The organism is Thermodesulfomicrobium sp. WS, assembly GCF_027925145.1.
GTDB lineage: Bacteria > Desulfobacterota > Desulfovibrionia > Desulfovibrionales > Desulfomicrobiaceae > Thermodesulfomicrobium.
Genome location: NZ_AP027130.1, coordinates 1 through 19,964, shown reverse-complemented (window position 1 = coordinate 19,964; position 19,964 = coordinate 1). Strand labels below are relative to the sequence as shown.

14 protein-coding genes, 2 tRNA genes and 3 rRNA genes are annotated in these 19,964 nt (G+C 62.9%); 8 read left to right on the top strand and 11 right to left on the bottom strand.

What is annotated here, in order from left to right; all coding sequences use genetic code 11:
* Window positions 1-182 precede the first annotated feature (182 nt).
* Window positions 183-356 carry a hypothetical protein gene (locus tag QMF81_RS00095; RefSeq protein ID WP_281750926.1) on the bottom strand — a complete coding sequence of 58 codons (174 nt, stop codon included), beginning with the start codon at window positions 354-356 and terminating at the stop codon, window positions 183-185.
* On the opposite strand from QMF81_RS00095, the gene QMF81_RS00090 reads away from it, so the two are divergent.
* Entirely contained in the window at window positions 355-1,758 is a 1,404-nt protein-coding gene (locus QMF81_RS00090; protein WP_281750925.1) for an HAD-IIB family hydrolase, read from the top strand. The genes QMF81_RS00095 and QMF81_RS00090 overlap by 2 nt on opposite strands.
* On the opposite strand, the gene QMF81_RS00085 is transcribed toward QMF81_RS00090, so the two are convergent.
* The 9 genes from QMF81_RS00085 to QMF81_RS00045 all read right to left on the bottom strand — a co-directional run bounded on the left by QMF81_RS00085 (window position 1,755) and on the right by QMF81_RS00045 (window position 11,614).
* Entirely contained in the window at window positions 1,755-2,489 is a 735-nt protein-coding gene (locus QMF81_RS00085; RefSeq protein ID WP_281750924.1) for a zinc ABC transporter substrate-binding protein, read from the bottom strand. The two genes, QMF81_RS00090 and QMF81_RS00085, sit on opposite strands and share 4 nt — an antisense overlap.
* Window positions 2,486-3,307 (bottom strand): metal ABC transporter permease, encoded by an 822-nt coding sequence (locus QMF81_RS00080; protein WP_281750923.1) that lies wholly within the window; start codon window positions 3,305-3,307, stop codon window positions 2,486-2,488. Before QMF81_RS00080 ends, QMF81_RS00085 begins: the two co-directional genes overlap by 4 nt.
* The gene (locus QMF81_RS00075; protein WP_281750922.1) at window positions 3,304-3,921 is read right to left on the bottom strand and encodes an ATP-binding cassette domain-containing protein; all 618 of its coding nucleotides are present in this window, start codon (window positions 3,919-3,921) and stop codon (window positions 3,304-3,306) included. The genes QMF81_RS00080 and QMF81_RS00075 overlap by 4 nt, the downstream gene beginning before the upstream one ends.
* Window positions 3,893-4,495 carry a class I SAM-dependent methyltransferase gene (locus QMF81_RS00070; RefSeq protein ID WP_281750921.1) on the bottom strand — a complete coding sequence of 201 codons (603 nt, stop codon included), beginning with the start codon at window positions 4,493-4,495 and terminating at the stop codon, window positions 3,893-3,895. Before QMF81_RS00070 ends, QMF81_RS00075 begins: the two co-directional genes overlap by 29 nt.
* A 12-nt stretch (window positions 4,496-4,507) precedes the next feature.
* Window positions 4,508-6,388: a TonB-dependent receptor gene (locus QMF81_RS00065; protein WP_281750920.1), complete on the bottom strand. Its 1,881-nt coding sequence runs from the start codon at window positions 6,386-6,388 to the stop codon at window positions 4,508-4,510.
* Between the two features lie 152 nt (window positions 6,389-6,540).
* Window positions 6,541-6,924, bottom strand: a complete 384-nt coding sequence (locus QMF81_RS00060) for a TraR/DksA C4-type zinc finger protein (RefSeq protein ID WP_281750919.1) — start codon at window positions 6,922-6,924, stop codon at window positions 6,541-6,543.
* A 58-nt stretch (window positions 6,925-6,982) separates the two neighbouring features.
* Window positions 6,983-9,637, bottom strand: coding sequence for a GGDEF domain-containing phosphodiesterase (locus QMF81_RS00055; protein WP_281750918.1), 2,655 nt, complete (start codon window positions 9,635-9,637; stop codon window positions 6,983-6,985).
* On the bottom strand, window positions 9,627-10,841 hold the full coding sequence (locus QMF81_RS00050; protein WP_281750917.1) for an HDOD domain-containing protein: 1,215 nt from the start codon (window positions 10,839-10,841) through the stop codon (window positions 9,627-9,629). Before QMF81_RS00050 ends, QMF81_RS00055 begins: the two co-directional genes overlap by 11 nt.
* A gap of 104 nt (window positions 10,842-10,945) precedes the next feature.
* The gene (locus tag QMF81_RS00045) at window positions 10,946-11,614 is read right to left on the bottom strand and encodes a GntR family transcriptional regulator (protein ID WP_281750916.1); all 669 of its coding nucleotides are present in this window, start codon (window positions 11,612-11,614) and stop codon (window positions 10,946-10,948) included.
* 165 nt (window positions 11,615-11,779) lie between these two features.
* Between QMF81_RS00045 and QMF81_RS00040 the strand changes: the two genes are divergently transcribed.
* A complete protein-coding gene (locus QMF81_RS00040; protein WP_281750915.1) occupies window positions 11,780-13,033 on the top strand; it encodes a DUF401 family protein in 1,254 nt (417 codons plus the stop codon).
* On the opposite strand, the gene QMF81_RS00035 is transcribed toward QMF81_RS00040, so the two are convergent.
* Entirely contained in the window at window positions 12,993-13,688 is a 696-nt protein-coding gene (locus QMF81_RS00035; protein WP_281750914.1) for an HAD family hydrolase, read from the bottom strand. The two genes, QMF81_RS00040 and QMF81_RS00035, sit on opposite strands and share 41 nt — an antisense overlap.
* A gap of 94 nt (window positions 13,689-13,782) precedes the next feature.
* Between QMF81_RS00035 and QMF81_RS00030 the strand changes: the two genes are divergently transcribed.
* The 6 genes from QMF81_RS00030 (at window position 13,783) to rrf (ending at window position 19,881) form a co-directional block, all read left to right on the top strand.
* Window positions 13,783-14,463, top strand: a complete 681-nt coding sequence (locus tag QMF81_RS00030) for a Crp/Fnr family transcriptional regulator (RefSeq protein WP_281750913.1) — start codon at window positions 13,783-13,785, stop codon at window positions 14,461-14,463.
* Between the two features lie 478 nt (window positions 14,464-14,941).
* Window positions 14,942-16,495: ribosomal RNA gene (locus tag QMF81_RS00025) — 16S ribosomal RNA — on the top strand.
* 53 nt (window positions 16,496-16,548) lie between these two features.
* Window positions 16,549-16,625 (top strand) — tRNA-Ile (locus QMF81_RS00020).
* 3 nt (window positions 16,626-16,628) lie between these two features.
* A tRNA-Ala gene (locus tag QMF81_RS00015) sits at window positions 16,629-16,704 on the top strand.
* 95 nt (window positions 16,705-16,799) lie between these two features.
* A 23S ribosomal RNA gene (locus QMF81_RS00010) occupies window positions 16,800-19,738 on the top strand.
* 28 nt (window positions 19,739-19,766) lie between these two features.
* Window positions 19,767-19,881, top strand: a 5S ribosomal RNA gene (gene rrf, locus QMF81_RS00005).
* Together the 16S, 23S and 5S rRNA genes with 2 tRNA genes alongside form the textbook arrangement of a ribosomal RNA operon.
* Window positions 19,882-19,964 lie beyond the last annotated feature (83 nt).

Below are 19,964 nucleotides of genomic sequence, written 5' to 3'. Positions count from 1 at the left end.
AGGACGAAGGCGCTCCGCGGCTTTTGGCCCGGGTGCGGGCGTTTTGTCTGGCGTGTGCGGGTTCGGTTGAAGATGTGGCGGACTGTCCGGCAGGAGCCGTCATGGGCGTGCATGAGCCCTGCGCCCTGCACCCTTTTCGGTTGGGGCGGGCGGTGCGTCTGCGCCAGTTGCTCTTTCCTGCGCTAGGGGGCGAGGAATTGCTGGATCAGCCCGGCAAGACTGGTGGCGCTGCGCGCGATAGTGGGCCAGGCGAAGTTGAGGACGTGGCTTGCGGCAAAGAGGCTGAGAAAAAGGAGCACGGCCCAGAGCTTTCGGCAGATGGCGGCAAGGATGCGCAGGCAGAGCGAGTATTTCATGGCAAACCTCAAATGGAGTGGCGTCGTGGATAGCCGTGTGCAGGAAAAATGTAAATGGCAGGGGCAATTGGATGTGTTTTTTGCCGACAATCCCGCCCGCTTGCAGCACATGCGCGACGCCGCCGGTGTTGCCGCGGATGTGGCCGCCGTGCTCGGGCTTTCGTCCCCAGCCACGCAGCAGCTTGCGCGCGCCGCCTTGGCCCATGACATCGGCTACGCACCTGCCGTGATGCAGACCGGCTATCATCCCCTGGATGGGGCGCTCTTTTTGGAGCGGTGCGGCGAGGACCCCTGGATTGTGGAGGCCGTGCTGCGCCACTCCCGGGCTGGTGAGGGAGATCACCTCCCACCTGCAATCCGGCAGGCCTACGCTGCGCGGGCGCCGCGTGCTGAGGCCGCGTGGTTGGTGGAGGCCACGACGCTGTGCGATTGGCGCGCCGCCGGCATCGGTGGCCGGGTGAGCCTGGGGCAGCGTTTTTGGGATATCGTGGAACGCCATCCGGGAAACGAGGCCAAGGCAAGGCGCGCCCAGCGCCTGGTGGCCGAAGTGCGCCGGTTTTGGGCCGCCTGCATGGACGCCTGGGGGCTTCCGTGGCTGGTGTGCGATATCGACAACACCCTCCTTGTCCCCGGTGGAGAGCTCCCGCCAGCGGTGCAGGCGGCCTTTGCCCGCTACCTCGAGGCTGGCGGTCGGGTGAGCCTGGCCTCGGGCAAACACCCGGCGAGCACCTGGGCGCATGCCCAAAAATGGGGGCTCTCCGGCTGGCACGTGGCGGCCAACGGCACCTGCGCCGTGGGGCCTGGCGGTGTGGAAGTGGTGGCGCACTTGCCGGAGTTTGCCGAAGACCTGGTGGCAGCCTTGAGCGCCTTGGGTCTGGGGGTGGCGGTGTACCGGGTGGCGGGCATCGAGCCCCGAGGCGCGTGGCAGGAGGCGTACTCCGCCGCCTTTGCCCGCTACGGCGAGCTCGTGCCTGCAGGCACCAGGCTCTCCGGCCCCATCCTCAAGCTCCTCGTGGTGCTCGAAGAAGGTGCGGCGCAGATCGAGGCCCAGGTGCGGCAGGTGGCCTCGGCGGCGGGCTGTGAGGTATGCCGCAGCGACCGGCATTTCCTCGAGATTCTCCCGGCAGGCTGCGGCAAGGGCACGGCGGCGCGCTGGATATTTTCCCAGCAAGCTTGGCCGGTCTTGGCGAGCATCGCTGTGGGGGACAACGAAAACGACGCCCACCTCTTTGCCCTGTGCGGTTTGGCCGCGGCCGTGGCCAATGCCGCGCCCCGGACCCAGGCCACGGCGGATCTGCGCCTGCCTGCATGCGCCGACGCTGGGGTGGCCGAGCTCGTCGACACCCTGCTTGCATCCGGGGTGCGCGGTACTGTGGCAGGTGCTTGTGCGGGTACGGACTAATCCTGCAGGGCGCGCTCCAGGGCCGCGGCATTGGCGTGCAGGACGTCGAGCAATCCCTGTCCGGGACCGGGGAAGTTGGCGAGGACGATGCGTCGTGCGCCGGTGGCTTCCGCCAAGGCTTGGGCCTGGGGCATGTGGGCGTTGTCGAGGATAAATTCGGGCCGAAGCGCGGCGAGTCTTCCGAGCTGGGGGATGGAGAGGGGCTTGGGACCGAAGGTATCGCGCACCGGAAGGCCGGCGAGCTCGGCCCAGGGCGCGAAAAAGACATGGGCGATGCAGGTGCGGCCGCGGGCGAGAGGCCGCAAGCGGGCTTGCGCTGCAGCCACTTCCGTGCGCCATTGGGCCGCGAAGGCTTGGGCCGCGGGAGAAGTGCCAAGGATCTCGCCGAGGCGCAGCACTTCGGTTTCCACGGTATGCGGGTCGTAGGAGAGATGCAGGCGCACCACCTGCGCCGAGCTCCCTGCGGCCTCCAGGAGTTTGGCGGCAAAGCCTTCAAAACCGCCGAACACCACCACCTGCGCTTGGCGTATGGCCATGAGGTCCGAAGGCTTGGGGTCGTAGTCCGGCGGGTGCTGGAGTCCTTCCGGGGCGATGATCCGCACCTCGGTGGCGCCGGCGGCGCGCGCCATGGCCGCCGCCCAGGAGGTGGAGGCCACCACGCCCCCGGCGTGGGCAGGCAGGGCCATCAGCAGGAACATCAGTGAACCGAGGAGTGTGGTCCGGCGCATCATGGGTGTCTCCTTCGAATGGGGGTGCGCACGAGGTGCGCAGCCAGGGTGAGTCCGCCTGCGGTGATGACGAGGATGGGCCCGGGCGGGATATCCAGCACCAGGGCCAAAGCAAATCCCAAAAGATTTCCGGTAAGGCCGGCGACCATGGCCAGGAGTGTCATCGATGTCAGGCTGGTGGCCATGGCTCGGGCGGTCAAGGCCGGCAGGATGGTGACGGCGTCCACGAGGAGTGCCCCAGTGAGGCGTACCGAAGCGGCCATGGCCACGGCCAGGATCGTCAGCAGGAGGGCGCCCAGGCGGCGGGTTTCCACCCCGCTTGTCCAGGCGAGCTCCGGGTCCAGGAGGTAGAGGGCGAGTTGGCGCCGCCCTGCGCAGGCAAGCCCCAGCATCCCTGCCCCCACGGCGGTGAGAACCCCCACTTCGCCCCAGGACGCCACCAGGACCGATCCCCACAGCAGGGCAAAGGCATCCGTGGCATGGACCCCGGTGGCCGCCAAGACGAGGAAGGCTACGGCAATGACCACGGGCATGAGAAACCCCATGGCCGCCGCCGCGCTGCGCGGGCAGGGTGCCAGGGCGCCAAGCCCTGCTCCGGTGGCGGCGCACAGCACCATGGCCACGGCTACCGGTGGCGCGCCCAGCCACCCGCCCACCGCCAGGCCGAGGAGGGCCGTGTGCATGATGGTGAAGCGCAACGGATAGATGTTGAGGGCCACGATGGCCACCCCTGCCACGGGCAGGAAAATCCCGCATACCACCATGGCTACCAGACCGCGGAGCACTGCGGGCAGACTCAGGAGGCTCAGGAGGTCGGTCATGGGCTGCGGATCCTTCCTTGGGCCATGGTGAGGCAGCGCTGGCAGCGTTTGGCCTGGGCCGGGTCATGGGTGACGAGCAGGAGGGTGACGGGAATCGCCGCGAGGATCTCCCCCACTTCGTTCTGGCCGGAAAAATCCAGGGCTGCGGTGGGCTCGTCGGCCAGGAGGAGCCCGGCGCCGGCCTCCACCTGGCCAAGGGCCCGGGCTACGTAGGCCCGCTGCAGTTCACCCCCGGAGAGCTGCGAGAGCGGCCGGTTTCGCAGCGCCCCAAGCCCCAGGCGTTCTCCCCATGCCCACGCCCGGGGATGGGCGAGGAGCTCCCGCAGTGGAAAGGGAATTTCTCCCCGCGGCGGGCGTTGGGGGATCCAGGCCATGGTTCGGGCCCAGGAGGCAGGACAGGGCCGGGGCTGCTGGCGGCCGTCCACGAGGATGCTGCCGGCATGCACCGGGGCAAGGCCCAGGATGGCGCGCAGCAGGGTGCTTTTGCCTGCACCATTGCTGCCAAGAAGGGCGACGTGCTCGCCCGGGGCAAGCTCCAGGCTGACCGCGCCGACGGCCTCTTGGTCCCCGAGGCGGCAGACGAGGTCACGAAGGATAAGATGGCTCGGATTCACGTCGCGCCCGTGCCAGATAGCGGCCTGGCTGGTCAACGAGCTCGATAAGACGCAGCCCTGCTGCAGCCAGCACGGCTTCCATGGCCGCGGCATCGGGGAGGACGTCTGCGGCCACGGCCCCGTGGTGGCCGTGGTGCCGCGCCAACTCTTCGCGGGAGAGGAGGTGGGCGATGACGAGGCTCCCCCCTGGCCGCAACACCCGGGCGCATTCCCGCGCCGCCTGCGCCTTGTCGGGAAAATGGGGAAAGGCGGCAAAGCAGATGACCTGATGGAAGGTGGCGTCCACAAAGGGGAGCCGTTGGGCGTCGGCCTGCACCAGCTCGGAGGCCATGGGCTTGCGCGCCGCCTGCTGGAGCATGGCCATGGAAATGTCCACAGCCACCACGCGCACTCCGTAGGCTGCGAGATACGGCAAAAGCACCCCCGGACCGGTGCCTAAGTCCAGCACATGGGTCCCTGCCTCCACCTGCCAGCTCGGCAGGAAGGCTTGCAGCCGGGCCCGCGTCTCGGGAGGATAGCAGCGCGCCTCCCAGTCGTGGGCCCGGGCATCGAAGAATTGGCGCTGGGCATCCATGAGCGGCGGGCCCTAGAAGCGCAGATCGAGTCCCACCATGGCGGTTGTCCCAGGCATGGGGTAGCCAGGCTGGTATTCGTAGTCGGCGTTAAAGAGGTTCTCTGCGGCCACGAAGATTTCTCCCTGGAGACGCTCCCATGTCCAGCCATACCCGAGACGGGCATTGACCACGGTGTAGGCATCCACTTCCTTGGTGTTTTCCGTGTTGGCTCGCCGTGCTTGAGATCCCACGTGCATGGAGGAGACGTGCTGGCCGTCGACGGCCAGTCGCCAGTGCTCAAGGAAGCTCCAGGTGCCGCCCAAGCTGATGCTCGTATGCGGGGCATAGGGCAGGTCCGCGGGCTCGGGGTCGAGGAAGGTGGCGCCGGCAAAGAGGCTCACGTCTTCCGTGGGCCAGAGGGTGAGCGCCAGTTCCAGCCCGCGCAGGGTGTATTCTTCCACATTGGCGTAACGGGGCGGGAAGGGCGGGGCCGGGACGATGACATAGCGGTCGCGGCCGGCGTCACGAAAGAGGGTGGCCTCGGCCCGGGCCAGGGTGCCGAAGTCGTGGCGCAGGCCCACTTCAAAATGGTCGAGCACTTCCGGGTCCAGGTCTTTCCAGGATTGTCCCAAGGCAGGCAGGACGGCTTGCGAGAACACCTGCACTTCAAGGCCAGGATAGAGCACACCGCGGGAATAGCCGGCATGCACCTGCGTGGGGCCGTAGCCGCCTACCACGCCGGCGTGGGGGGCAAGCCGGGCGCCCAGCTCGCTATGGCTCGTGAGCCGTGCGCCCATGGAGGGCGTGAGGAACCAGGATGAGGGATCGCCGAAGGTGTGGTGGATGGCCGCATACGGGGAGAGGATCTGGAACCCTGAGGTGTCCCAGTCGGACTCGGCGCCGTTTGCCTTGGTGAAATCCACGTGGCCGTCCATGCTGTCCCAGTCGAGCCCGAGGCGGATTTTTCCGCCCTCCCAGGGGGCGAGGTTTTCCTGTGCCCGCAGCCCCCAGGCAGTGAAGGTGCTGATGGTGTCGCGGTCCGGAGGGAGCTGCTCGGTCCAGGCCCCGTGGCCGCTGTTGGTAAAAAGCTTGATGGAGCCGCGGGCCTGAGGCAGGTCGTGGCCGAGGGTGAAGATCCCAAGCCCGGCGTGGGTGGCATACGTGCCTTGTTGGGTGGCGGCTTCGTTTCCTTCTACCCCAGGATCATGGGCCAGATTGTCGGTATAGAGGCCAAAGGCGCCCATGTACCAGCCCGTGTCCCAATCGTAGCGCGTGTTGGCATGGTACGCGGTGATGCGGCCGTCGGCGTCTTCACGGTGTCCGCTGGAGCGGCGAAAGCTTTGCCCGATGAGGTAGGCGAAGTTGTCGCTGCGGCCGCCGTGCTCCGCCTTTTGGATCACGGTACTGGAGCTGCCCGCCTGGGTCTGCAGGTGGGTGGTGAACCCTTGGTTTTTGGGGATGCTGGGCACGAGATTGACGGCCGCCAGGGCATTGCCGAACACCTGCGGCTGGGGGCTCTTGAACACCTGGATGCGCTCGGCAGGATCGATGGAGATGAGGTCGAGGAGCGGATGGTTCCACACCCCCATGATGAGCGGTACGCCGTCAATGAGGGTCTTGACCTCGCCGCCAGGGCGGCTGGAACCCAGACCGCGGATGAAGATGCCGCCGCCTTCGGCCCCGCCAAAGGCGCCCACCGGATTATAGCGGGAGATGGTCACTCCCGGGGTGCGGCGCAGGGCTGTGGGGAGGTCCACGGCGTTGAGGTCTTCCATCTGCTGCCGGGACACCACCGTAGAGCTGGATGCAAACGGGTCTACCTGATTGGCTTCGATGATGGGCGTGGCTTCCACCGTGATGGTGGGCAGCGTTTCCGCCCCGGCGGACGAGAGACCGAGCACACACATCGCCATTGTCGCAAGAAGTCGGCGCATCATCGTCTCCTTGGCTGAAAAAATGTCTTCTATGATATATTTTTGCAGAAAAAGTATGCTGGCCGGTAGAAGAAGAGTGCCCCTCATGTCAAGCATGAAGGGCACTGTCTGGGAAAGCTGGATCGGTGCGACTAGAGGCGCGCAGAGGCAGCCGCGTGGCTGTGGTCGCCAAACCCCTGCTGGTTTTCCAGGAGTGTTTGGCAGTGGATGCAGAGCCGGGTGGAGGGCACGGCCATGAGACGGCGCAGGGCAATGGGTTCGCCGCAGAGCTCACAGGTACCGTAGTCGCCGCGGGCAAGGGCCTGGAGGGCTTTTTCCAGCTCTTCGCAGCGCCGCACCACCGCATGATAGCGGGCGAGGTCGCGCAGGGAGGTCTGGATGCGGTCCGCCTCGTCGGTCATGTCCGGGAGCGTCGTGGTCTCGGCCAGCCGGGCGCGCAGGGAGTCATGTTCCTTTTGGGCACGTTGCAGTTCTTGCCGCAGGGCCGCGGAGATGTCGGGATGGAGCTGGGGCATACAACCTCCTCAAGAATTGGGTGATGATGCCCGCTAGTGCTGGGGCTGCGTCACGGCTTCATGACGCGCGGGTGACGTTTGGGCGGCGATGCATCGGCTCCGGGGCAAGGCTCGGGGTGGCGAGAAGCGCTTCGGCCTCGGCCGCAGGCACAGGACGGGAGAAGAGAAATCCTTGCAGGAAATGGGTTTGGCTTTGGGCAAGGAGGAGGGCCTGTTCTGGGGATTCCACGCCTTCGGCGGTCACCTGGAGACCGAGGCTGAAGGCCAGGGAGAGGATGGTATGTACCAGGTTTTGGGTGGAGGGATGGGAGAGGGAGGCGACGAACGAGCGGTCGATCTTGAGGCTCGTGACCGGCAGTTGATGGAGATAGGCCAAGGACGAATATCCGGTGCCGAAGTCGTCGATGGCGATGCCCACACCCAATTGGCGCAGGCGCTGGAGAATGGCCAGGGCCTGGGCGGGGTTGGTCATGAGGGTGGATTCGGTGATCTCCAGGGTGAGCAGGTGCGCAGGCAGGCCGCTTGCCGCAAGCACCTGGCGCACGTGTTCGGCCAGATCCGGGGCGAGAAGCTGTCGGGCCGAGAGGTTCACCGACATGTGCACTTCTTGGCGGGTATTCCAGGCCGCGGCGTACAGGCAGGCGCGCTCCAGGACCAGCCTGCCCAGCGGATCGATGAGGCCCGTTTCCTCGGCCAGGGGGATGAAGACCGCCGGCGGGATGAAGCCGTGACGGGGATGGTTCCAGCGCGCCAGCGCCTCGAACCCCCAGAGCGTAAAATGCGGGGGGCGGACCAGGGGCTGGAAATGGATGTCCAGCGGCCCGCCAGCCGCACCGCTTTCCTCCAGGGCGCGGGCGAGGTCCTGCTCCAGGACGGCGCGCTGGGCAAATTCTTGACACATGGACGGCCGAAAGACCTGCAATCGCCGGTGTTCCTGCTTTTTGCTGTGGGCAAGGGCGATGGATGCCTGACGTAGGGCCTCTTGTGCGTTGGTCTGGGGTTCGAGGATGGCGGCGATACCCCAGGCGGTTTCCAGACGGACTTCCTGGTTGTCCACGAGATAAGGAGCTTCGAAGGCTCGGCGCAGTCGGCGCTGGAGGTGGATGGCGGTGCGGCCGTCAGGGGGATTGTCGAGGAGAATGCCGAATGTGTTTTCCCCGAGCCGGGCAATGGCGTCGTGGGCACGCACGTGTTCCTGGAGGCGGTGTGTCGCCTGGAGCAGGATGGCGTCGCCCACGGGGTGCCCGAAAGAGGTGGTGACCAGGGAAAAGCGCAGGAACTCCACGAGAAAAACCACGGGAGTGCGCTTGGGGTCCCGGTGCTTGGCCTGAATGGCACGCTGGATAAAGGAAAGGAAGAGCTCGCGCTGGGGAAGGCCGGTGAGTCCGTCGTGGAGGGCCTGGTGGGAGAGGCGGGCTTCCAGGGCCTTGCGTTCCCGGATGTCTCGGGCCACCACCATGATGCTGTCCCAACGGCCCTCGGCATCCCGCAGCGGTGCGGCTACCAGCTCGCAGGCAATGGGTTCGCCGCTGTGGTGCACGAGCTCGGCTTCCACGGTGACGGGACTACCCGCCTGGGCCAGGCGCACGCGGGCAAGGGCCTCTTCCGGGATGATGTCCGTGGCGGGCATGCCCACGAGACGGGCTGGGTTGGCGCCGAGCAGCGTGCGGGCGCTGGGGCTCACATAAGTGAGGGTGCCTGCCTCGTCGATGGCGAGGGTGAGGTCTCGGGCGTTTTCTTCCAGCATGCGGGTGATGCGCCGCGCTGCTGCCAGGGCCTCTTCGGTACGGTACTGTTGGGTCTTGTCTTCGAAGAGCAGGAGCACTTCGTTGGGCCACACCGGTACCACTTGGCCTTGGATCCACCGCTCTTGCCCGTGGCAATGACAGGCGAGCGGACCAAAGGGGCGCGGCGCGGACGACGGATCTTCCCAGAGCGTGGGCTGCTTGGCAATACAGGGAAAAATCTGCGCCAAGGGTGCGGGCAGGGCATCTTGGGTGCAGCGGCCGTGGCGTCGGGCCGCGGCGTTGATGGCGATGATGCTGGGGGGCTCGCCGGGAGGGGTGTGGAGGATGGCAAGCCCCAAGGGCATGAGCTCGAAGCAGGCATGCAAGCGGGCCCGCGCCAATTCCAAGGCGTGGTTGCGTTCTTCCAGCTCCCGGTTGGAGGAGCGGAGCATGCGGTAGAGTTCAAAACTCTCCAGGGTATGGGCGAGGTTGCCGAGGGCCACGCGAAGCAGGGTGAGCGCGCTTTCCCGCAGGTCCTCCCGGGGGCCCTGAAGCACGCCCAAAAAGAGTCCTCGCACGCGGGAGCGGGTGGCGATGCCGTGGAGCACCAAGGTGGCGTCGCCGCGGGATGCGGTGCGGAAGATGACGTGATCGCTCACCAAGGCTTGGGCCACCAGGCGTTCTTCCCGGAGCCGTTCGATTTCTTGGGGGATTTCTTGGGTGATGTATTCCGGCCCCTGGACGAGGCGCATCTCGATGTCTGCGGTGGCTTCGTCGATGAGAAAAAAGGCCGTGGCCACCAGGGGGAGCACCTGGCAGAGTTTGTGGTCCGCTTCCTGGAGGATGGCATCGGCCGAGGCGTAGCGGTTGAGGCTTTGGTGAAAGCAGCCCGCCGCGCTCATTTGGGCGAGCACCGATTGGGCGAAGAGCAGTTCCTCTTCCAGGTAGAGGATGCGGGCCTGGAGTGGCCGGAGTTCATTCTGCATGGTGGAAAAAGAGGTGCATGACCTCGTCGATGTGGGCGTCCAGTTGGGGCATGACCGTGTGAACGAAGCCCTCTTCCAGGCCCAGGCGTTCGATATACGCGATGTCCAGGGGCGCAAGGGCTTGGATGCCGCTTCGACCATGGAGGCTCACGTGCGCTAAGGCATCGGCCAAATGCACGATGGCCGCCGCCGGGATGTCCGGGGCCTGGTTTGGGGCGTGGTGCAGGGCCACCGGCAGCGCCAGATGATCCGGAAGTTTCCACGCTTGGAGCACCGCGGCGGCCACTTGGGTATGATCGTAGTGCCAGAAGTGGCGTTCGGCGTCCAAGAGGCCGTGGGGTTTGCGCGCCTCCAGGGCCAGGGGCGCCCGGGCGGAGTCTGGTTCGTGGGTGAGCATGATGAGCCGGCCGATGTCATGGAGCATGCCATAGAGGAAGAAGGCCTCACTTGCCGGCATCTTGGTTTGGATGGCAAGCAGCCGGGCCAGGATGCCGCAGGCGATGCTGTGGCGCCAGAACTGGGGCATGTCCAGGAGTTCTTGGGGAATGTGGGAAAAGAGCGAAACGAGGGAAATGCCGAAGGCCAGGCGGCAGAGCTGGTCCGTCCCCAGGAGGGCGATGGCCCGTGACACGGTCTCCACCCGTCGGGGGCCGGCAAAGGCCGGGCTGTTGGCTATCTTGAGCAGCCGGGTGGTGAGCCCGATGTCGTTTTGGATGAGCTCCGCCAGATAGCTGGCCGAGGCGTTGGGTTTCCCCAGGGCCTCGATGATGCGGGTAAAGATGTCCGGCAGTGAGGCCAGCTCGATGCGCTGTCCGAGCAGCTGGTCGAGGGGCGGCGGGGCGACTGCGGGGCCTTCTGGGATGGGCGGCGGTGCTGCGGGGAGCTCTCCCTGTTTGAGGATGCGGCTGTAGTAGAGGTGTGCCAGTTGCCGCACCAGCGGATGGCGCGTGTCGTTGCGGGCGAAGAATCGTTTGGTGGCATGCCTGGCCTGTTCGAGAAACGCTTCGGGAAGCGGCGGCGGCGTTTCTTGGGGGGCGGCGGAAGGGTGGACCTGGACGGTGTGCACCCCCCAGGTCTTGAAGGTGCGCAGATGGGCCTCGGTGAGAACGGTCCCGGCAGCGGCCAGGCGGCGGCCATGGAGGCTGACCACATCTTCTTGAAGTACATGTCCGGGTCGAAGCTGATCGATGGTGATCGCAGGCATGCCATATCCTTCGCCGAGATAATGGTTGCATCAAGATGGTTCCCTTTAGGCGAAAACGCGGATCTTTCGCAAGCGATTTGGCGCGGGGGGCCCGAAAACCGCTCCTATTGCGTGGCGGGCACGGTAAAGAGGCGGTCGGCGTCGAAGTAATGGCCGCGCACGCATTGCGTATAGGCCTGGACGTCTTTGGCGGCGATGGCGCGAAAGAGCGCTTTGTGCTTTTCGATCTGTTCCGGCAGCAGCGAGGCGAGGTGATCATAGTGGATGGCCACGTACATCCAGTAGTGGTTGCCCAGGCTGTTCCAGGCCTTGAGCAGGCTGTCGCTGCCTGCGGCGCGGACGATGGCTTCGTGGAAGGCCATGTCATGCAGGCGCATGGCCTTGGTATCGTTTTGGAGAAAGCAGCGCTCCATGTCTTTCACACAGCGCTCCAGGTAACCGAGGTCCAGGTACCGGCCGTCGTATTTGCCGATGGCCCAGCGCACGGCAATGCCCTCGATCTCGGTGCGCACCTCGTAATAGTCGGCGATCTGTTCGCGGGTGAGGGTGCGGACGCGGGTGCCCTTGTAAGGCTCGGTCTCCAGGATGCCCTGGGCGATGAGGTCCCGGATGGCTTCGCGCACGGCCCCTTGGCTGATGTTGAGCTCGCGGGCGAGTTTCGATTCCACGACCTTGTGGCCGGGCAGAAGTTCGCCGCGCAGCATGGCGGCCATGATGTATTCGGCCACTTCCTCGCGGAGAACGCGGCGCTTGAGGCCATGGTGTTCGGTCATATGCTTCTCCTTTTTCGATTATAGATAAAATTTCGGAATGCGCGGCAGGCACGTATCCTTTTGTGGGGGGTGCGTCAACGCGCCTCGGAAAAAACAGGCATTGACGCTGGTTCGGGCCTTCTTTAGCGCAATGTTGCGAGCATAACTCCAACCTCCTGATATTCTATGCCTGCAACACTGACCCTGGTTGTGGTATTTGCCCTGCTTCTTGGCGGTATCCGTGCGCGGCTGGGCCTTGCGACCTCCATCGTGGGGGCAAGCTTCGCTTTGGCCATGCTGCGGGGGCTTTCGTGGCTGCAGTGGCTTGGGGCCCTCCCGGCGGCCCTGCTTTCCCGGCAAACGGTGCTTTTGGCCGTCATGATCACGGTGATTCTCGTCTTCAGCTCCGTGTATGCCGCCTCCGGGCAATCGGCCCGGTTTTTGGCCGCAGTGCGCGGCCGCATTGCGTCGCCGGAGCTTCTCGTCACATTTTTCCCTGCCTTGATCGGCCTTTTGCCCATGCCGGGCGGGGCGATCTTTTCCGCGCCCATGGTGGCCCAGGCCGCGGCGGACCTCGATCTTTCCCCGGAAGACCAAAGCCTCATCAACTACTGGTTCCGGCATGTGTGGGAGCTGGCGTGGCCGCTCTATCCGGGGATTATTCTCGCGGCCTCCCTCGCCCGGATGCCGGTGGCGGAGGTCATGGCCTTCATGTGGCCAGGACCCATGGTCGCCATGGCCTTGGGCTGGTGGTGGATCTTGCGTCCGGCGAGGTCCCGGGGACAGTGGGGGCGGTTTGCCCAGGAAGGGGCTCCGGTATCCGGCCTGCTGGATGGGCTGCCGCTGGCGGTCGCCATCGGCGGGGCGGTGCTCGGCGAGTGGGGGTGCGCCCGGCTGTTGCCGCACCTGCCTATGGAGTGGGCGGTGGTCGTGGCCATGGTCGCGGCTGCGGGGGTGAGCCTTGTGCGCTCCCAGGCCCAGTGGCGTCTGACTTTGCAGGAAGCGGCCCAAAACAATATTTTCGGACTCCTTGCCGTGGTGGCCGCGGTCTTCGTGTTCAAGGAGGTCCTTGCCCGCGGACAGGTGGTGGACGCCTTGGCCGCGGAGCTGGGCGGCGGCGGGGCGGTGGTGCTCCTGGCCGTGGTACTGCCGTTTGTTGTGGGCAGCATTTCGGGGATTACCATGGCCTTCGTGGGCGCGACGTTTCCCCTGCTCTTCGGGCTTGCCACCTCCACCGGGCAGCAGGCGCAGATCCCGGCCTTACTCTGCCTGGGGCTCTATAGCGGCTTCGCCGGGATCATGGCCTCGCCCATGCACATCTGCTATTTGGTGACCTGCCGCTATTTTCGGGTGGATCCGGCGCGTCTGCTCCCCCGGATTGCCCTGCCCAGCCTCATGTTTATCCCTGTGGGATTGGTGAGTTATCTGGTGCTGGCTTGATGGGGTCTTCCAGCAGCGCCGCCAGCTCCATAGGGTGATGGATGATGGTCTGCGCCCCGGCGGCACGGAGTTCCGACTCCGGCCGGAACCCCCAGGTCACCCCCACGGCGTGCATGCCCACGGCCCGGGCGGTGTGCATGTCCACGTCCGTGTCCCCCAGATAGAGGAATTCTTCGGCTGCGATCCCGAGGTGCTCCATGATGCGGCGCGGCCCCGCAGGGTGGGGTTTGGGCGGCGTGTGTCCGTCCATGCCGAGTGCTATGGCAAAGGGCCAGGAAGCGAGATACGCCTCCATGCACTGGTTCGCGAATTCCTGGGGCTTGTTGGTGAGTACGGCCAGGGTAAGGCCCTGCTTGCAAAGGAAATCCAAAAGCTCCGGGATGCCGGCGTAGAGTTGGGTGTGGATGTTCCACGCCTCTCGGTAGCGGGCAAGGAATGCTTCGAGCACTTGGCGGCGCAGTTCGTGCGGCGCATCGGGAGGCAGCACGCGGGCAGCGAGTTCCGGTGCCCCGCTGCCCACGAAATGCCGATAGGCCGGCACCGGATGCGTGGGCAGGCGGTGCAGGGCCAGGGCATGGTTCATGGCGTGGGCGATGTCCTCCAAGGTGTTGAGGAGGGTGCCGTCCATATCGAAGAGTACTGCGCGAAAGGACATGAGATACCTCTGGAGGGAAATGATAGGCTTCGGATATCCAGGCCGGGCCGTGCTGTCGAGCTTGGGTGCTTTGGGTAGGAAAAGGGAGCGATGTATGGAATGTTTTCAGATAATTATCGCGTCAAGCCTGTTTCAGGGGCTCCCGGAGGCGCAGGCCCAGGAGCTCGCCGCAGTCGGGCAGAGACAGCGTTACGCCAAGGGCGAGTGGCTGTTTGCCGAAGGAGACCCTGCGGAAGGGTTTTTCGTGGTGGGGCGCGGCCGGGTGCGGGTTTTCAAGACTGCGTGGGACGGCCGGGAGCAGACGCTCCACATCTTGGGCCCCGGGGAGCCGGTGGGCGAGGTGCCGGTCTTTGCCGGCACCCATTTTCCCGCCTCCGCCCAGGCCATTGAGGATGCGGAAGTCTGTTTTTTTCCGCGCGCCAGTCTGCTTGCGGCCTATGCCCACAATCCTGCCCTCCCCATGGCCATGCTGGCGGTGTTGGCCCGGCGCTTGCGGGAGTTTACCGGGTTGATCGAAAATCTTTCCCTCAAGGAGATGCCTCAGCGGCTCGCGGCCTATCTCGTCCACCGCGCCGAGGGTGGGCGCCGGGCCGTGCGCCTGGATGTCGCCAAGGGGACGCTTGCTACCATTCTGGGCGCAAGCCCGGAAACCCTTTCCCGCACCCTGGGGCGCCTGAGTGAAGCTGGGGTGATCGGCGTCAGTGGCCGCACCATCACTATCCATGACCAGGACCGGCTCCTTCGCTTGGCCCAGGGGGTGGAGAAATTGGGGTAATCCTGCGGCTGCGGGACTCGAAGCGCAGCACAAACCAGCCCTTGTGTGTTGTTCGGTTCTGCGGAGATTGTGCCCCTGAGGGGGATTGTGCCATTGGCGAGTTGGGTATCATTTGAATTTTTCAGTAAAAAATAACTTTTTGATTCGTTGACGATTTTTTTCTTGACTGCTGTTTGGTTTTTTCTCTAAAAGTTTTCTTCCCGCGAGCGAGCAGGTTTTGCCCGTGGGGTTCTTTAGAAAGGCGAAGGGGTTTTGGGCCTGGGCGAAAAAGTCCTTGACAGCGGAGGGTGGTGCCCTGTAGGGGGTGCGTCCCTTCGGGAGGGGCCGGATGGCCCCGGGAAAAAACTCCTTGACAGGGGGTGGGTGGCTCGGTAGAGGCGCCGACCTCGCGCCCGGAAGGGCAACGGTCTTTGACAAATAAATAGCGAGAAGAACCAAAGGTAAGGTTTCTACGGCAACTTGGTTGCCTTGACGTTTCAAACTGGAGAGTTTGATTCTGGCTCAGAATGAACGCTGGCGGCGTGCCTAACACATGCAAGTCGGACGCGAACGGGGCTTCGGCCCTCAGTAGAGTGGCGCACGGGTGAGTAACGCGTAGGTAATCTCCCTCTGGATTGGGGATAACTCTGCGAAAGCGGAGCTAATACCGAATGGTCTGGCTTTATTTCGATGAAGTCGGTAAAGGATGCCTCTGCATATGCATCTGTCCAGAGATGAGCCTGCGTCCCATTAGCTAGTTGGTAGGGTAAAGGCCTACCAAGGCGACGATGGGTAGCTGGTCTGAGAGGATGATCAGCCACACTGGAACTGGAACACGGTCCAGACTCCTACGGGAGGCAGCAGTGGGGAATATTGGGCAATGGGCGCAAGCCTGACCCAGCAACGCCGTGTGAGGGATGAAGGCCTTCGGGTCGTAAACCTCTGTCAGAAGGGAAGAACGGGCACAGTTCGAATAGGGCTGTGTTGTGACGGTACCTTCAGAGGAAGCACCGGCTAACTCCGTGCCAGCAGCCGCGGTAATACGGAGGGTGCGAGCGTTATTCGGAATCACTGGGCGTAAAGGGCGCGTAGGCGGCCTGGTAAGTCAGGGGTGAAATCCCACGGCTCAACCGTGGAATTGCCTTTGAAACTGCTGGGCTTGGATCCTGGAGAGGGTGGCGGAATTCCTGGTGTAGGAGTGAAATCCGTAGATATCAGGAGGAACACCGGTGGCGAAGGCGGCCACCTGGACAGGTATCGACGCTGAGGCGCGAAAGTGTGGGGAGCAAACAGGATTAGATACCCTGGTAGTCCACACCGTAAACGATGGATACTAGGTGTTGGGGGCATGACCCTCAGTGCCGGAGCTAACGCGTTAAGTATCCCGCCTGGGGAGTACGGTCGCAAGGCTGAAACTCAAAGAAATTGACGGGGGCCCGCACAAGCGGTGGAGTATGTGGTTTAATTCGATGCAACGCGAAGAACCTTACCTGGGCTTGACATCCTGGGAATCCTGCAGAGATGCGGGAGTGCCCTTCGGGGAACCCAGAGACAGGTGCTGCATGGCTGTCGTCAGCTCGTGCCGTGAGGTGTTGGGTTAAGTCCCGCAACGAGCGCAACCCTTGTTCCGAGTTGCTACCAGGTAAAGCTGGGCACTCTCGGGAGACTGCCCGGGTCAACCGGGAGGAAGGTGGGGACGACGTCAAGTCATCATGGCCCTTACGCCCAGGGCTACACACGTACTACAATGGCGAGTACAAAGGGCAGCGATACCGTGAGGTGGAGCGAATCCCAAAAAACTCGTCGTAGTCCGGATTGCAGTCTGCAACTCGACTGCATGAAGTTGGAATCGCTAGTAATCGCGGATCAGCATGCCGCGGTGAATACGTTCCCGGGCCTTGTACACACCGCCCGTCACACCACGAAAGTCGGTTCTCCCCGAAGTCGCCGGACTAACCCGCAAGGGAGGTAGGCGCCTACGGTAGGGCTGGTAATTGGGGTGAAGTCGTAACAAGGTAGCCGTAGGGGAACCTGCGGCTGGATCACCTCCTTATCGGAAGAGTTCTTCTCGCTATTTACTTGCAAGGGTTGTTGTCCTTGCGGTGGGGGCTTGTAGCTCAGGTGGTCAGAGCGCACGCCTGATAAGCGTGAGGTCGGAAGTTCAAGTCTTCCCAGGCCCACCAAGTGGGGGTGTAGCTCAGCTGGGAGAGCGCCTGCCTTGCACGCAGGAGGTCATCAGTTCGAACCTGTTCACCTCCACCACAACAAGGTTTGCCCTTGGGTCCTCGAGCGAGGTATCGCTAGGGGACATGAGCGGAAAGCTTGTGGTTCATTGACAGAAGAATAGAGGGAAAGAGAGATACGGAAATAAGGGCATACGGTGGATGCCTTGGTGCCAGGAGGCGATGAAGGACGTGGGAGGCTGCGATAAGCCTCGGGGAGCTGCCAAACAAGCGATGATCCGGGGATTTCCCAATGGGGCAACCCGGCTGGAGTCATGTCCAGTCATCCTGCGGCTGAATCCATAGGCTGCAGGAGGCGAACTCGGGGAAGTGAAACATCTCAGTACCCGAAGGAGAAGAAATCAAGAGAGATTCTGTGAGTAGCGGCGAGCGAAAGCGGAGGAGCCTAAACCACGCAGCATGCTGTGTGGGGTTGGAGGGCCCCCGGAATCGATCCATGAGTAGATAGCAGAAGGGTCTGGAAAGGCCCACCAGAGAGAGTGAGAGTCTCGTATGCGAAATCGAAAGTGGCGAGGGGGGTACCTGAGTAGGGCGGGACACGTGCAATCCCGTTTGAATCTGGGAGGACCATCTTCCAAGGCTAAATACTCCCTGGCGACCGATAGTGGACCAGTACCGTGAGGGAAAGGTGAAAAGAACCCCAGTGAGGGGAGTGCAAAAGAACCTGAAACCGTATGCCTACAAGCAGTGGGAGCACCTTTGGGTGTGACCGCGTGCCTTTTGCATAATGGGCCAGTGAGTTCATCTGTAGTGCGAGGTTAAGCCGCGAGGTGGAGCCGTAGCGAAAGCGAGTCTGAATAGGGCGTTGAGTACTGCGGATTAGACCCGAAGCCGGGTGATCTATCCATGAGCAGGTTGAAGCTTGGGTAAAGCCAAGTGGAGGACCGAACCGTTGTAAGTTGAAAATTACTCGGATGACTTGTGGATAGGGGTGAAAGGCCAATCAAACTCGGTGATAGCTGGTTCTCTCCGAAATATATTGAGGTATAGCCTCGGGAGTTTCCTTTTGGAGGTAGAGCACTGACAGGGCTAGGGGGCTTACCCGCTTACCAAACCCTATCAAACTCCGAATGCCAGAAGGTGAATCCCGGGAGTCAGACCGCGGGTGATAAGGTTCGTGGTCGAGAGGGAAAGAGCCCAGACCGACAGCTAAGGTCCCCAAGTCCATGCTCAGTGGGAAAGGAGGTGGGGTCGCTTGGACAGCCAGGAGGTTGGCTTAGAAGCAGCCATCCTTTAAAGAAAGCGTAATAGCTCACTGGTCGAGCGACCCTGCGCCGAAAATGTAACGGGGCTAAGCATGGCGCCGAAGCTTCGGAATCAGGCGTAGGTCTGATTGGTAGGAGAGCGTTCTCTGCGGGTTGAAGGAGTACCGGGAGGTGCTGTGGACTGCAGAGAAGTGACTATGCTGGCATGAGTAACGAGAAAACAGGTGAAAAACCTGTTCGCCGTAAACCCAAGGTTTCCTGGGTAAAGATAATCTTCCCAGGGTAAGTCGGCCCCTAAGGCGAGGCGGAAACGCGTAGCTGATGGGAAACGGGTTAATATTCCCGTACCTGTGGTGCCTTGTTGGAGCGAAGGGGGGACGCAGGAGGGTAGGTGGTCCGGGTGTTGGAATACCCGGTGCAAGCGAGTAGGAGGGCTTCTTAGGCAAATCCGGGAAGCCGATACCTCTGAGACGTGATGCCGAGCCGTTAGGCGAAGCCACTGAGCCCATGCTGCCAAGAAAATCCTCGTAGCGAGAGGTGCTGCAGACCGTACCGGAAACCGACACAGGTGGGTGGGGTGAGTAACCCAAGGCGTTTGAGCGAACTCTGGTTAAGGAACTCGGCAAAATGACCCCGTAACTTCGGGAGAAGGGGTGCCACTTTGGGTGAGCGTATTGACTATGCGAGCTTGGAGTGGTCGCAGAGAAGTGGCGGTGGCGACTGTTTACTAAAAACACAGGACTCTGCGAAGTCGGAAGACGACGTATAGGGTCTGACGCCTGCCCGGTGCTGGAAGGTTAAGAGGAGAGGTTAGCCGCAAGGCGAAGCTTTGAATCGAAGCCCCAGTAAACGGCGGCCGTAACTATAACGGTCCTAAGGTAGCGAAATTCCTTGTCGGGTAAGTTCCGACCTGCACGAATGGCGTAACGATCTCCGCGCTGTCTCAACCAGAGGCTCAGTGAAATTGAATTGGCGGTGAAGATGCCGTCTCCCCGCAGAAAGACGGAAAGACCCTGTGCACCTTTACTACAGCTTGACATTGGATCTTGGACTATCATGTGTAGGATAGGTGGGAGGCTGTGAAGCGGGTACGCCAGTATTCGTGGAGCCGTCGTTGAAATACCACCCTTGGTGGTTTAGGATTCTAATCCCAACCCGTGAGCCGGGTGGGAGACAGTGTCTGGTGGGTAGTTTGACTGGGGCGGTCGCCTCCCAAAGAGTAACGGAGGCGCACAAAGGTTCCCTCAGGCTGATTGGAAACCAGCCGTTGAGTGCAAACGCATAAGGGAGCTTGACTGTGAGACTGACAAGTCGAGCAGGGACGAAAGTCGGTGTTAGTGATCCGGTGGTTCCGCATGGAAGGGCCATCGCTCATCGGATAAAAGGTACGCCGGGGATAACAGGCTGATCGCGTCCAAGAGTTCACATCGACGACGCGGTTTGGCACCTCGATGTCGGCTCATCACATCCTGGGGCTGGAGCAGGTCCCAAGGGTACGGCTGTTCGCCGTTTAAAGTGGTACGCGAGCTGGGTTTAAAACGTCGTGAGACAGTTTGGTCCCTATCTTCTGTGGGCGTAGGAGAGTTGAGTGGGTCTGCTCCTAGTACGAGAGGACCGGAGTGGACGATCCTCTAGTGGACCTGTTGTCGCGCCAGCGGCACAGCAGGGTAGCTATGATCGGAAGAGATAACCGCTGAAAGCATCTAAGCGGGAAGCCGTCCACGAGATGAGCTCTCCCTGCCGTAAGGCAGTAAGATCCCAGGGAGACTACCTGGTAGATAGGCCGGGAGTGTACGTGCGGTAACGCATTGAGCTGACCGGTACTAATGGATCGAGTGACGTATCTCTCTTCTCTCTATTATTCTTATATTTTTCTCCTGGCGGTCATAGCGGAGGTGTCCCACCCGAACCCATTCCGAACTCGGCAGTGAAACCCTCCAGCGCCGATGCTACTGCGGGCCTTCCCGTGGGAAAGTAGGTCGCTGCCAGGAGTTTTTTTTCCCAAAAAAACGCCCCCACCCAGGGGCGTTTTTTGCTCGCCCGAACCATCCCTCCTTCCTTCCCCGTGGGCCGC

Excerpts from the sequence above, each read along its gene's own strand:
- QMF81_RS00050 (WP_281750917.1), bottom strand. The coding sequence starts at position 10,841 with ATGCCTGCGATCACCATCGATCAGCTTCGACCCGGACATGTACTTCAA.
- QMF81_RS00095 (WP_281750926.1), bottom strand. The coding sequence starts at position 356 with ATGAAATACTCGCTCTGCCTGCGCATCCTTGCCGCCATCTGCCGAAAG.
- QMF81_RS00030 (WP_281750913.1), top strand. The coding sequence starts at position 13,783 with ATGGAATGTTTTCAGATAATTATCGCGTCAAGCCTGTTTCAGGGGCTC.
- QMF81_RS00070 (WP_281750921.1), bottom strand. The coding sequence starts at position 4,495 with ATGGATGCCCAGCGCCAATTCTTCGATGCCCGGGCCCACGACTGGGAG.
- QMF81_RS00080 (WP_281750923.1), bottom strand. The coding sequence starts at position 3,307 with ATGACCGACCTCCTGAGCCTCCTGAGTCTGCCCGCAGTGCTCCGCGGT.
- QMF81_RS00045 (WP_281750916.1), bottom strand. The coding sequence starts at position 11,614 with ATGACCGAACACCATGGCCTCAAGCGCCGCGTTCTCCGCGAGGAAGTG.
- QMF81_RS00090 (WP_281750925.1), top strand. The coding sequence starts at position 355 with ATGGCAAACCTCAAATGGAGTGGCGTCGTGGATAGCCGTGTGCAGGAA.
- QMF81_RS00085 (WP_281750924.1), bottom strand. The coding sequence starts at position 2,489 with ATGATGCGCCGGACCACACTCCTCGGTTCACTGATGTTCCTGCTGATG.
- QMF81_RS00065 (WP_281750920.1), bottom strand. The coding sequence starts at position 6,388 with ATGGCGATGTGTGTGCTCGGTCTCTCGTCCGCCGGGGCGGAAACGCTG.
- QMF81_RS00040 (WP_281750915.1), top strand. The coding sequence starts at position 11,780 with ATGCCTGCAACACTGACCCTGGTTGTGGTATTTGCCCTGCTTCTTGGC.
- QMF81_RS00035 (WP_281750914.1), bottom strand. The coding sequence starts at position 13,688 with ATGTCCTTTCGCGCAGTACTCTTCGATATGGACGGCACCCTCCTCAAC.
- QMF81_RS00060 (WP_281750919.1), bottom strand. The coding sequence starts at position 6,924 with ATGCCCCAGCTCCATCCCGACATCTCCGCGGCCCTGCGGCAAGAACTG.
- QMF81_RS00055 (WP_281750918.1), bottom strand. The coding sequence starts at position 9,637 with ATGCAGAATGAACTCCGGCCACTCCAGGCCCGCATCCTCTACCTGGAA.